A 12,686-nucleotide genomic window follows, 5' to 3' on the forward strand; every position below is an offset into this window, starting at 1 on the left:
CGCCGGCCTCGGCGAGCGCGCGGGCCATGGCCCGGCCGATGCCGCGTCGGGCGCCGGTGACGACAGCGAGTCTGCCGGTCAGGTCGAACAGGTCGAAGGCGCTCATACGGCGGCTCCCTGTGCTTCGTCGGTGGCACCCCGTGCGTCGGAGCAGTCCACGAGGATCTTCATCACGTCACCGCCGCCCTCCAGGGCCTCGAAGGCGGCGGGCGCCTGTGTGAGCGGCACGACCTTGCTGATCAGTCGCTCAGCCGGAACGGTGCCGTCGGCGACCAGAGCCACCGCCTTCTCGAAGTCGGAGCGGTCGTACAACCGGGCGCCCACCAGGGTGAGTTCCCGCCAGAAGAACCGGTGCAGGTTCACCTCACGCGGCCGTGGGTGGATGGCGACGAGGCACAGGCGACCGCGCACGCCCAGCACCTCCACTGCCGTGTCCACCCCACCCGCCGCGCCGGACACCTCGAAGGCGACGTCCGCGCCGGCGTCGCCGGTCCACTGCCGGACCAACTCGGGCACGTCGTCGGCGGACGGGTCCCAGGCCGTCAGCCCCAATTCCTCGGCGAGCAGCCGCCGGTGAGCGCTCAACTCGACCACCCGGACGTCGGCTCCGGCTGCCTGAGTGACCAGTGCGATGAGGATGCCGACGGGCCCGCCGCCCACGACGACGACCTTCTCGCCGTCGCGCACCTTGGCCCGGCCCACGTCGTGGACCGCGACCGCGGTGGGCTCCACGAGGGCAGCCCGGTCCAGGGGAAGGGAGCCGGGCAGCCGGATCAGAGTGGAGGCGGGAACCGTCCAGCGCTGCTGCATCGCGCCGGGAGAGTCGATGCCGATGAAGTCCAGGTGCTGGCAAATGTGCTGGTGGCCGGCCCGGCAGGCAGGGCAGGTGCCGTCCCAGCGCAGCGGCATCACGGTGACCGCGTCACCGGGCGACCAGCCCTCCAGTCCGGGACCGACGCGCAGGATCCGGCCGGACATCTCGTGCCCGAGAACGGCGGGCGCGGCCACCCGGGCGTCCATGTCGCCGTGGAAGATGTGCAGGTCGGTGCCGCAGATACCGACGTAGGCCGGGGCCAGCTCCACCTCCCCAGGTCCGGGGGGTGAAGTCTCGGCAGGCGCGGTGTCCAGGGTGCGGGCGGCCAGGTAGCGGACTGCGAGTGTCATGGTGTTCTCAGGGTCCCTTCAGCGCGGACGCCTATGGTGAGCAGCAGGTTGGCGTAGGTGCGGATGTCGGCGGTGACGATGGCGAGGGCCAGGTCGGGCGAGCGGGCGGCGTCGTAGAACTCGTGGCGGCCGAGCGTCCCGACCGGCACGGGCGCCAGCATCGAGCGGTACTCGGCGATGGCAAGCGGCTCCGGCTCGCCCTCGGGCGGCACCATCACCTGCGCCGACTCGATGGGCAGAGCGCGCAGCAGGACGTCCAGCACGGTGGTGACATCCAGCTGACCCGGCGCCAGATTGAGATGGACGGTCTTGGCCCGCGTGCCGGTGGCCGTACTCGCCGGGTAGTGGCCATCGGCCAGCAGGACGCGGGATCCGTGACCGGCTTCGGCCAGGGCTGCGAGGATGCCGGGGTGCAGCAGTTCGGTCAGGAGCATGGAGTCATCTCCTCCTTTCAGCGGTATCGAGGCGGTAGAACTCGGTGGCCGTACCTGCGAGGACCGCCTCGGTCTCGGCGTCGGAACAGCCGTCCAGAAGTTGTTCGACGGTGGCGGCCCAGCGGTTCCAGCCGCCGGCGAGGACGCAGACCGGCCAGTCGGAGCCGAACATCAGCCGGCCAGGGCCGAAGGCGGCCAGCAGGACGTCCCACACCGGCCGGAGGTCGTCGATGGTCCACATCGCGTGGTCGGCCTCAGTGACCAGACCCGAGACCTTGCATCGCACCTGGGGATGAGCAGCCAGCCGCCGCACGTCCCGCCTCCAGTCGTCCAGGCTGCGATCGGCGAGGGGCGGCTTGCCGGCGTGGTCCAGGACCAGCGGCAGGTCCGGCAGGCGCTCGGCCAGCCGAATCGCCTGGGGGAACTGGTGGCTGCGGATGAGTATGTCGTAGCCGAGTCCGCGTTCCTGCACGGCTCTCAACCCCTTCTCCACAACCGGGCGTTGCAGCCACTCCGGGTCCGATTCGCCCTGGACGAGGTGACGTACGGCCCGAAGGCCGGGCCCACCGGGCCCCGACCGCAGTGCGTCGAGTACGTCGCCGATCGCTGGGGAGGTCAGATCCACCCAGCCGACGACCGCGCCGATGAGCGGGTCGGTGGCGGCGAGGGCGAGGAACTCGCGTGTCTCGGCTACCGACGGCACACATTGGACGAGCACCGTCCGGGTCAGCCTGCGTCCCGCGATCGCCTGGGTGGCTGAGGCACGCAGCTCCTCGGCGCCGAAGGTGCGGCGGATCGGCGTGTGGGTGGGCTCGTCCAGCCAGGGCTGGGGGCGATGGTCCAGGTTCCACAGGTGGTGGTGGGCGTCCACGAGACCCGGAGCGACGTCAGACACGGGCGGACCACACCGGACCGTCGGGATAGGCGTACTCCTTGAGGGAGTCCGGCTGCATCTGCGCGCTCAGCCCGGGCAGGGTGGGCGCGAGGTAGTGGCCGTCGACGATCCGCACCGGGTCGATGAAGTGCTCGTGCAGGTGGTCGACGTACTCGATGACCCGGTTCTCGACCGTGCCGGAGACGGCGACATAGTCGAACATGGACAGGTGCTGGACCATCTCGCACAGGCCCACCCCGCCGGCGTGCGGGCAGACGGGCACGCCGAACTTGGCGGCGAGCAGCAGGATCGCGATGTTCTCGTTGACGCCGCCGACCCGCGCGGAGTCGATCTGCACGATGTCCACCGCGCCGGCCTGGAGGAGCTGCTTGAAGACGACCCGGTTGGCGATGTGTTCACCGGTGGCGACCTTGATGGGGCTGACGGCCCTGCGCACGGCTGCGTGGCCGAGGATGTCGTCGGGTGAGGTGGGCTCCTCGATCCAGTACGGCTGATAGGGCGCCAGGGCGCTCATCCAGTCGATCGCGGCCTGAACATCCCATCTCTGATTGGCGTCGACTGCGATGCGGATGCCGTCGCCGACTGTCTCGCGGGCGGTGCGCATGCGCCGTACGTCGTCCTCCAGGTCCGCGCCGACCTTCAGTTTGATCTGGGTGAAGCCCTCGGCGACGGCCTCGCGGGCCAGGCGGGCCAGCTTCTCGTCGGAGTAGCCGAGCCAGCCCGGCGTAGTGGTGTAGGCGGGATAGCCCTGGTCGAGCAGGCGGCCGATGCGCTGCTCGCGGCCCGGCTCCGCGCGACGCAGAATCTCCAGCGCCTCCTCGGGGGTGAGCGCGTCGCTCAGCCAGCGGAAGTCGACCTGGGCGACCAGCTCCTCCGGCGACATCTCGCCGAGGAACCGCCAGACCGGCTTTCCGGCCCGCTTGGCGGCCAGGTCCCAGGCGGCGTTGACGACGGCTCCGGTGGCCATGTGCATGGCGCCCTTCTCCGGCCCCAGCCAGCGCAGTTGGGGATCGTGGACGAGGTTGCGGGAGAACCCTCCAAGGTCGGCGCAGACCTCGTCCACGGGCAGGCCGACCACATGCGGGGCGAGGGCCGCGATGGCGGCAGCCTGCACGTCGTTGCCGCGGCCGGTGGTGAAGGCCAGCGCGTGGCCCTCCAGTCCGTCCCCGGCGTCGGTGCGCAGGACGACGTAGGCGGCCGAGTAGTCAGGTTCGGGGTTCATCGCGTCCGAGCCGTCCAGATGCTCGGACGTCGGGAACCGTACGTCGAGGACGTCCAGGGCGGTGATGCGGGCGGATGCGGACACAGCGGAGGACATGGCAACTCCTGTGGGAGCAGGGGACACGCCCCTGCGACGAGAGAGGTAATCGGCGGAGGAGATCCCGGCGGCCGCTCGGTTGACGGTCGAACCTGCGGCGGCCGTCCGGTTCACTCCTGGACCTTGCCGCCCGTGATACGCGAAATGGTCAGGGCGACCAGGATGATCAGGCCGTTGAGGGCGCCGATCCACTGGGCGGGCACACCGGCCAGCGTGAGCACGTTCTGGATCATGAACAGCAGCAGGATGCCGCTGAAGGCCCCGAACATGGTGCCCTTGCCGCCGTTGAGGCTGATCCCTCCAATGACGGCGGCGGCGAAGACGGTGAAGATGTAGCCGTTGCCCTGGGCCGAGGCAACCGAGGCGAGGCGTCCGGACAGCAGCAGTCCGGCGACTGCGGCGAGCAGGCTGCCAGTGACGATGACGATCCACAGCACCCGGTCGGTACGGATGCCGGCGGCCTTCGCCGCGTCCACATTGCCGCCGATGGCGTACAGCGAGCGGCCGAAACTGGTCCAGCCGAGCACCACGATGGCTACCGCGAACAGCACCAGGCAGATCCAGATGGAAGCCGGCATCCCCAGCCACTCGGCGGTGCCCGGGTAGAGCATCGACTGCGGCAGCTGGAAGAAGGTCTGGCCGCCCGAGATGCCGGTGAGGATGCCGCGCAGCACGATCAGCATGCCAAGGGTGACGATGAAGCCGTTGAGGCCGAACCGGATGATCAGCAGAGCGTTGACCACGCCGACCAGCAGACCGACGGCGAGGGTCACGGGCACGGCCCAGGCGCCGGGCAGCAGTCCGAGTCCGTGTCCGGCGCCGGCCGGGACCACGAGCCAGGCCGCGACGCCGGGGGCGAGGCCCATGGTGGACTCCAGGGACAGGTCCATCTTCTTGACGATCAGGACCATCGCCTGGGCGAGGACCAGCAGGGCCATCTCGGACATGGTCTGCAGCACGTTGATGAGGTTGTCCGCCTGCAGGAAGACCGGGTTGACGATCTGGCCGACGATCGCGATGACCACGATCGCCGGGACGAGCGCGAGATCGCGCAGCCGGGCCACGGGCACCCGGCCGCCGAACAGCCCGGGCCGTCTGGCGGCGGGCTCTACGGCCTCGGATGCGGGCGCGTCGGCGAGGACGGTTTCAGGCATGGAGGTCCACTCCTTCCATCGCGGCCACGAGTTCGTGGTCGTGCCAGCCGCGGGCGATCTCTGAGGTCACACGGCCCTGGAACATCACCAGGACCCGGTCACACATGCGCAGGTCGTCGAGTTCGTCGGAGGCGATGAGCACCCCGGTGCCGGTCTGCGCGGTCTCCTCGACCTTGCCGAGGAGAAATTCCTTGGAGCGCACGTCCACGCCCGCGGTCGGGTTGATCAGCACCAGCAGGCGCGGATCGTCCGCCAGGGCGCGGGCCATGACGACCTTCTGCTGGTTGCCTCCGGACAGGGCGGAGACGGGCAGCTCGGGACCAGGCGTCTTGATCGCCAGGTTCTCGATCATGGTCTCGGCGAGACGGTCTCGGCGGCCACGGCTGAGGAATCCGTTGCTGCCGAGCCTGCGGGGAACGGACAGTGTGGCGTTGTCCGCGATCGACATGTCGGGGACGAAACCCTGATGGTGCCGGTCCTGCGGGACGAATCCAGCGCCCGCGGCGAGCGCTGCGGGCACGCTGCCCGACCGTGGCCGCTTCCCGGCGATCGTCACCTCGCCGGTGTCGGCCGCCCACAGGCCCACGACGGTCTCGGCGACCTCGGTACGACCGCTGCCGGCAGCCCCCGCGAGCCCGACGATCTCCCCGGCGCCCACCTGGAAGGTGACCTCGCCGTAGGTGTCGCCGCTGCCCAGCGCGTCCACGGACAGCGCGGGCATGGCGGTGCGATTCAGGGAGCTCGACCGCTCCTGTAGCCGGTCGGCCGCCGCCTCGCCGGTCATCGCCGCGACCAGCTCGGTGCGGGGCAGCTCCGCTACAGGAGCGGTCACGATGTGCTGGGCGTCCCGGAACACCGTCACCATGTCGCAGATCTCGTAGACCTCCTGAAGATGGTGGCTGATGAACAGGAAGGTCACGCCCTGACGCTGCAGGTCGCGGATCCGGCCGAAGAGCCGGTTGATGGCCGCACCGTCGAGCTGGGCGGTCGGCTCGTCGAGGATGATGAACCGCGCCCCGAAGGACAGCGCACGGGCGATCTCCACGAACTGCCGCTGCTCCACGCTCAGTTCACCGGCCGGGGTCTGCGGATCCACATCCACCGACCACGTCGACAGCAGCTCCTGTGCCCGGCGCCGCACTCCCTGCCAGCTGATCAGCCGACTGCGGCCGTGGTCGTGGCGGTTCAGGAAGAGGTTCTCGGCGACGGTCAGAGTGGGAATGATCGTCGACTTCTGGTAGACGCAGGCCACGCGCTGCCGCCAGGCGTCGCGGTCTGCAAGCCGCGGTGCGGGGCTGCCGCCGAAGGTGACCGTTCCTTCGTCCGGGGCCTGAAGCCCCGTCAGGACCGACACCAGCGTCGACTTGCCGGCTCCGTTGCGGCCGACGAGCGCGTGGGTCTCGCCGGGCCTGATGGTGATCCGGGCGCCGTTCAGGGCAACCGTCGAACCGAATAGTTTGACTATGCCCGTCGCCTCGACGACGGGCGGGCCCGCCGGGGCCCGTCCGTCGTCCGCCGGGGCGGGCGCGGGGGTGACTGTTCGCTCCCCGTCGCTCATCTCAACCGCCTTGCTCTCGTTCACTACCGGGTTCTCGGACGGCGGTGTCAGCCCAGGTTGTTGCCCCACAGCGACGTGTCGTCGCTCTTGACGCTGGGCACGCCGCCGTAGGTGCCGCCGTCGGCGGTGACGAGCGGGGCGGAGAGCTGGTCCTCGAGCAGACCGGGACGGACCTGGATGATCGTGCTGTCGTGGTCGGTCTTGCCGGGCTTGAACGTCTTCCCGTCGATCGCGGCCTTCAGGTAGTAGAGCGCGTACTTCGCGTAGAGGTCGGCCGGCTGGGAGACCGTGGCGTCGATCTTGCCCGCGGCGATGTTCTTGAGCTCCTCGGGGATGCCGTCGTTGGACACCACGAAGACGTGCTTCTTGTTCTTCGGGTCCACCAACAGGCCCTTCTGCTTGAGGACTTGGAGCGTGCCCGACAAGGCGAAGCTGGACTCCATGTAGACGCCCTTGATGTCCGGGTGCGCGGTCAGGTCCGTCTGCAGCTTCTGCGCGGCGACGGCGCCGTCCCAGTTGGTGGCCTCACCGAACACCTTGATGTCCGGGTAGTCCTTCTTCATGCACTCGTTGAACGCCTCGGTGCGGTCACGGCCGTTGATGGAGTCCAGACCGCCCTGCAGCATGACGACCTTGCCCTTGCCGCCCAGCTTGGTACCGAGGAACTGGCAGGCCTTCTCGCCGTAGGCGCGGTTGTCGGCCCGTACGACCATGTAGACCTTGCCCGTGTCGGGGCGGGTGTCCACGGTGACGACCGGGATCTTCTTCGCCTCCAGTTGTGCCAGCGTCGGCGCGATGGCGGCGGTGTCCTGCGGGGCCATCGCGAGGCCCTTGACGCCCTGGCTGATGAACGTCTGCGCGTTGGCCGTGAGCTTGGCGACGTCGTTCTGCGAGTTGGTGGTCTTCAGGTCCAAGCCCAGCTCCTTGGCGTACTGGGGCGTGTACTTGATGTAGGAGTTCCAGAAGTCGGTGTCGGAGCGCGGGTAGTCGACGCCGACCAGCGGCGTGTCGGTCGACGACGCGGCCGTGCTGGAGCCGCCGCCGCAGGCGCTGAGCAGCGCCAGTGCGGACAGGGCGGAGGCGGTGGAGCAGAGGACGGTTCTGAGTCTCATCGGTACTTCCTCGCGCTGGTCCCGTAGCGGGAGATGTTTCGCCTCGACGACATCTGTGTGTCGTCGCATCGGAGAGATGGGATGTATATATAGGCGCGCTTCGGGAGCGCTGTCTAGCCCCTACGGTGCCCACTTTGAAAATCGCAGTTCGCGGCCACCTTGGAGTTCAGGCGCTGGCGGGTTGGTGATCAAATCCATCCCATCAATCGTGTCCGTTCCGTGATGCGAATGAGCCACGTGACACTCAGCGGACATACCATGTCTGGGGGGTCACGATCTCCAACAAATTGGGATAAACAGTGCAGTCAAGTGGCACATTCATCCCTGCTCGCCCGTTGACATTCCGGGGACACATGGTTGACCTTCTTGCGTAACAGTCGGCGCCTCAGGCACCCGAGAGCTGCGCCGACCCCTCCCTTCCCCCTCGCCTTCCCCCCTCCCCTCCGCACCAGGGATGCCCCATGTCAAATTCGATCAACAGACGCCAGTTCCTGGCCGGTGCCACCGTCGTGGCCGCCGCAGCCGTCGCCGGAGGCGTGTTCGGCGCGGGCACCGCATACGCGGCGCCCAGCACCTACACGCCCGACTGGAGCTCGGTCAACCAGCACCCGCCGGCTCCCGAGTGGTTCAGGGACGCCAAGTTCGGCATCTACTTCCACTGGGGTGTCTTCAGCGTTCCGGCCTACGACAGCGAGTGGTACCCGCGCAACATGTACCAAAGTGGAAGCAACGCCAACAAACACCACGTCGCGACCTACGGCCAGCCGTCGGCGTGGCCGTACCACAACTTCATCAACGGGGCTCAGGACCTGGCGGGCAACACGGTGAAGTTCGCGCCGAAGCTGAAGTCGGCTGGCGGCAACTTCGACCCCGACGAGTGGGTACAGCTGTTCGTCGACGCCGGCGCGAAGTTCGCCGGCCCCGTCGCCGAACACCACGACGGCTTCTCCATGTGGGACAGCCAGGTCAACGAGTGGAACTCGGTCGACAAGGGCCCGGGGCTGGACCTGCTGCAGCTCTTCACCACGGCCATCCGCGCCAAGAACCTCAAGCTGCTGGTGGCCATGCACCACGCCTACAACTACAACGGTTTCTACGAGTACGCCCCCGCGCAGACCGACCCCAGCCTCAAGAAGCTCTACGGCCAGCTGGGTGCGACGGCGGAGAACCAGCTCTGGTACGACAAGCTCAAGGAGGTCATTGACCACTCCCAGCCCGACATCCTGTGGCAGGACTTCATGATGGACCAGGTCGACGAGACGCAGCGCCTGAACTTCCTGTCGTACTACTACAACCAGGCCAACACCTGGGGCCGCGAGGTCGTCGCCACCTACAAGGACGGCATGAACAACAAGGGGGAGGTCTTCGACTACGAGCGCGGCGGCCCGGCCGACCTCACCTCCCCGTACTGGCTGACGGACGACAGCATCTCCAGCAGCAGTTGGTGCTACACCCAGGGCATCGGCTACTACACCATCCAGCAGATGCTGCACTCGTTCCTCGACCGGGTCAGCAAGAACGGCAACATGCTGCTCAACATCGCGCCCATGGCCGACGGCACCATTCCGCAGGCACAGAAGGACATCCTGCTCGGCATCGGCGACTACCTGAAGCGCTTCGGGGAGTCGGTGTACTCGACCCGCGCCTGGACCGCGTACGGCGAGGGCCCGACGAAGATGGGCGGCGGCGCGTTCACCACCCCGCACGCCGGCACCGCGCAGGACATCCGCTTCACCCGCAACAAGACGAACAACGTCCTGTACGCCACCGTCCTGGGCTGGCCCGGAAGCTCACTGACGATCAAGACCTTGAACTCGGACCGGATCGACCTGTCGTCGCTGACCTCCGTCAAGCTCCTCGACAACACCGCCGGCACCTACATCGACCTGGCGAACCCGACCCAGACCGCCTCGGGCCTGACGGTCACCCTGCCGTCCTCGGCTCCCTACAGCGCCAACGCCTACGTCTTGAAGCTCGCCTTCTCCGGCACCATCCCGGGCCTGAGGCCATTGTCCGGTGCCGTCGCCTACTCCGACATCGGCTACGCCGGCGACGCCGCCGTGCTCGCCCTGGGCGACTACACCGCGGAGAAGCTGGAAGCGGCCGGACTGGGGTCGGACACCATCTCGTCCCTCCGACTGGCCCCCGGCCAGCAGGTCATCGGCTACTCGGGGGACAACTTCACCGGCACTGTCTGGACCTTCACCGCCGACAACTCCAACCTCTGGAACACCGGCAACAACGACGCGATCACCTCGCTGAAGGTCCAGTTCAACCCCTCGAAGTACTTCCGCCTCACGAACGTCACTGACGGACTGGCCCTGGACAGTGGCGGCAACGTCGCTTCCGGCTCCAATCTCAAGCAGTACACCTGGGACGGCAGCCAGAACCTGCAGTGGCAGGTCGTAGAGGTCGGAGGCGGCTACTACAAGCTGGTCAACCGCACCAACGGCATGGTCGCCGACGGTTGGGGGGCCACGGCCAACGGCTCCGCCGCCCGGCAGGCCGCCTGGAACGGCGGAAGCAACCAGCAGTGGACCATCACTCACCGGGGCGACGGCCGCTGCTCGATCGCCAACCGCACCACCGGCCTCGTCCTCGACGGCGGCGGCAACGTCGCATCGGGCTCCATCACCAAGCAGTGGGCCTACGGCAGCAGCACCAACCTTCTGTGGACCTTCACAGCCCTCTGATCCCAGCATCGGCATGACCGGCGGTCGCGGTGGTGCGATCCTCCCGCACCCCACGACCGCCCTTCGCCGAGGTGCCGTGCACGGCGAAGCGCAATCCCGAGAAGCGGTGGGCGTCCTCGGCGAGGTCCCAGGAATTCTGGCGGTCGACGTCGCAGAGCCGGCGGTGTAACGAGCGCCCGCGCCGGTCAGCTGACCAGCGCAGAACATTTCCCGGATGAATGGTGCAAACGGCGGACCATCACCCCGGCCAGTAGAGGGCCAATGACAGACGTCCTGATGAGTTCGGCCTCGGCGACTGGTTCTGGCGTCCTCGCCCGTCCCCGAGACATCCAATGGCAGGTACCTCCATGAGAAGAGCGCGGACATGAAGCCCAACCACCTACGGGTCGCTGCCGTGGCGGCCGGAACCGTACTGGTTGCGGGAGTCACCACGGGGTGCAACCGCGACAGCAGCACCGGGGGGCAGCCGACGATCGGCATCGACCTGCCGCATGACGACTCCGACTTCTGGAACTCCTACGCTCAGTACACCAGGCGGTACCTCTCCACCCTGGATGTCGATGCCCTGCCGATCACCCACTCCCAGGGCGACGCCGCCAAGTTGGCGGGCAACGTCCACGTCTTCGAGATCGTGGGCGCCGATGCCGTCGTCATGGCACCGCAGAACACCGCCGCCATCGCCTCCACACTCCGCCGACTTGCGAGCAAGCACATCCCGGTGGTGACCGTGGACACTCGGCCCGACAGCGGCAAGGTCTATATGGTGGTCCGGGCCGACAACAGGGCGTACGGCACCAAGGCCTGTGAGTTCCTCGGCAAGCAACTCGGCGGCAAGGGCAAGGTCGCCGAGCTCGCGGGTGCGCTGGACTCCATCAACGGGCGTGAACGCACTGAGGGGTTCGCCGCGTGCATGAAGAAGAACTTCCCCGACATCACCGTCTATCCGCTGGCCACCGACTGGGAGGGACCGGTCGCCTACAGCAAGCTGCAGGCCCTGCTCCGACAGCACCCGGACATCAGCGGCATCTACCTGCAGGCCGGCGGCGCCTTCCTGCAGCCGACCCTGACCCTGCTTGAGCAGAAGGGCTTGCTCAAGCCTGCTGGCTCCGCGGGGCATATCGTGATCGTCTCGAACGACGGCACACCACAGGAGTTCGCGGCGATCCGTAGAGGGCACATCGACGCCACCGTCTCACAGCCCGCCGACATCTACGCCAAGTACGCCCTGTACTACGCCGTGGCGGCAGCCTCGGGCAAGACGTTCAAGCCCGGTCCCACGGACCACGGTTCCACCATCGTCCAACTGCCCAACGGGTTGGAGGACCAACTGCCCGCGCCGCTGGTGACCAAGACCAACGTGGACGACAAGAACCTGTGGGGCAACAACATCTCCCACTGATCCGCGGTCCGCGGTCCGCCTCACCTGTGCGAGAGGAAGGTTCTCGGCGCCGTGGACGTAGGCGGCGGAAGCCAGGAAGACGGTGGCGACGGCCAGGTCGTCGGCGTGGCCCCAGCGTTCGGCCGGGATGCGGTCCAAGATTGCCCGGCTGCGAGGGTATCGGCAAAGCTCCCTGGCTCAGCCGGGTGCCATCCGCAGCGCCCCGTCCATGCGGATGACCTCGCCGTTGAGGTAGTCGTGCGCAATGACCGCAAGGGCGAGCTGGGCGAATTCTTCAGCACGGGCCGGCCGGCGCGGAAAGGGCACGGTGTCGGCGAGGGAGGCTCGTACCTGGTCCGAGAATGCCGCCATCATCGGGGTGTCCACGATGCCCGGCGCGATGGTGCAGACACGTATACCGTGCGAGGCCAGGTCACGCGCCGCCGGAAGGGTGAGTGCGGCGACGCCCCCTTTGGACGATGCGTAGGCCGCCTGGCCGATCTGGCCGTCGAATGCGGCGATGGACGCGGTGTTGATGACGACTCCGCGCTGTCCGCCGTCGTCGGCGTCGGTCTCGGCGATCGCCCGTGCGGCGAGTGACATGACATTGAAGGTGCCGACGAGGTTCACGTTGACGACGCGGGCATACAGAGCGAGATCGTGTACGCCGGCGCGGCCGAGGATCCGAGCCGAGGGAGCGACTCCTGCGCAGTTGACCACCGTCCGCAGTGGGCCGGTGCCGGCCGCGAGCGCGACGGCTCGCTCGACATCACCGACGTCGGTGATGTCAGCCGCCACGTAGGTGATTCCGTGTGCCGGCTGAGCCGTCTCCACGGCAGCGGAGAGGTCAAGGCCGAAGACCCGAACGCCCTCTGTGGCCAATGCCCGCGCGACGGCGTTCCCAAGTCCCGATGCCGCACCTGTGACGATCGCCGACGTGCTGTCAACCCGCATGACCAGGTCCTTTCTGCCCTCTGAAC

10 protein-coding genes and 1 pseudogene are annotated in these 12,686 nt (G+C 68.0%); 2 read left to right on the forward strand and 9 right to left on the reverse strand.

All coding sequences use genetic code 11. From position 1 onward, the window contains the following. Positions 1 to 102 precede the first annotated feature (102 nt). The 7 genes from AB0959_RS05165 to AB0959_RS05195 form a co-directional block, all read right to left on the reverse strand. Entirely contained in the window at positions 103 to 1,164 is a 1,062-nt protein-coding gene (locus tag AB0959_RS05165; RefSeq protein ID WP_366824908.1) for an alcohol dehydrogenase catalytic domain-containing protein, read from the reverse strand. After that, positions 1,161 to 1,598 (reverse strand): RbsD/FucU domain-containing protein, encoded by a 438-nt coding sequence (locus AB0959_RS05170; RefSeq protein ID WP_366824909.1) that lies wholly within the window; start codon positions 1,596 to 1,598, stop codon positions 1,161 to 1,163. The genes AB0959_RS05165 and AB0959_RS05170 overlap by 4 nt, the downstream gene beginning before the upstream one ends. Before the next feature lie 4 nt (positions 1,599 to 1,602). Continuing rightward, positions 1,603 to 2,493, reverse strand: coding sequence for an amidohydrolase family protein (locus AB0959_RS05175; RefSeq protein WP_366824911.1), 891 nt, complete (start codon positions 2,491 to 2,493; stop codon positions 1,603 to 1,605). After that, positions 2,486 to 3,811: an L-fuconate dehydratase gene (locus AB0959_RS05180; RefSeq protein WP_366824913.1), complete on the reverse strand. Its 1,326-nt coding sequence runs from the start codon at positions 3,809 to 3,811 to the stop codon at positions 2,486 to 2,488. The genes AB0959_RS05175 and AB0959_RS05180 overlap by 8 nt, the downstream gene beginning before the upstream one ends. Before the next feature lie 110 nt (positions 3,812 to 3,921). Further along, positions 3,922 to 4,965 (reverse strand): ABC transporter permease, encoded by a 1,044-nt coding sequence (locus AB0959_RS05185; protein WP_366824914.1) that lies wholly within the window; start codon positions 4,963 to 4,965, stop codon positions 3,922 to 3,924. Further along, positions 4,958 to 6,523, reverse strand: a complete 1,566-nt coding sequence (locus AB0959_RS05190; RefSeq protein ID WP_366824915.1) for a sugar ABC transporter ATP-binding protein — start codon at positions 6,521 to 6,523, stop codon at positions 4,958 to 4,960. The genes AB0959_RS05185 and AB0959_RS05190 overlap by 8 nt, the downstream gene beginning before the upstream one ends. Before the next feature lie 47 nt (positions 6,524 to 6,570). After that, positions 6,571 to 7,635, reverse strand: a complete 1,065-nt coding sequence (locus tag AB0959_RS05195) for a sugar ABC transporter substrate-binding protein (protein WP_366824916.1) — start codon at positions 7,633 to 7,635, stop codon at positions 6,571 to 6,573. Between the two features lie 461 nt (positions 7,636 to 8,096). On the opposite strand from AB0959_RS05195, the gene AB0959_RS05200 reads away from it, so the two are divergent. Together AB0959_RS05200 and AB0959_RS05205 are read left to right on the forward strand one after the other, a co-directional pair. Beyond that, positions 8,097 to 10,328, forward strand: coding sequence for an alpha-L-fucosidase (locus AB0959_RS05200; RefSeq protein WP_366824917.1), 2,232 nt, complete (start codon positions 8,097 to 8,099; stop codon positions 10,326 to 10,328). A 364-nt stretch (positions 10,329 to 10,692) separates the two neighbouring features. Continuing rightward, a complete protein-coding gene (locus AB0959_RS05205; protein ID WP_366824918.1) occupies positions 10,693 to 11,727 on the forward strand; it encodes a sugar ABC transporter substrate-binding protein in 1,035 nt (344 codons plus the stop codon). A gap of 48 nt (positions 11,728 to 11,775) precedes the next feature. On the opposite strand, the pseudogene AB0959_RS05210 reads toward AB0959_RS05205, so the two are convergent. Then, a pseudogene (locus AB0959_RS05210) lies at positions 11,776 to 11,883 on the reverse strand (2-deoxy-D-gluconate 3-dehydrogenase); the annotation flags it as partial. Positions 11,884 to 11,904: 21 nt separating this feature from the next. Then, the gene (locus AB0959_RS05215) at positions 11,905 to 12,660 is read right to left on the reverse strand and encodes an SDR family NAD(P)-dependent oxidoreductase (protein ID WP_366824919.1); all 756 of its coding nucleotides are present in this window, start codon (positions 12,658 to 12,660) and stop codon (positions 11,905 to 11,907) included. Positions 12,661 to 12,686 lie beyond the last annotated feature (26 nt).

It is taken from the genome of Streptomyces sp. NPDC046862 (assembly GCF_040704615.1).
Classification (GTDB): Bacteria; Actinomycetota; Actinomycetes; order Streptomycetales; family Streptomycetaceae; genus Streptomyces.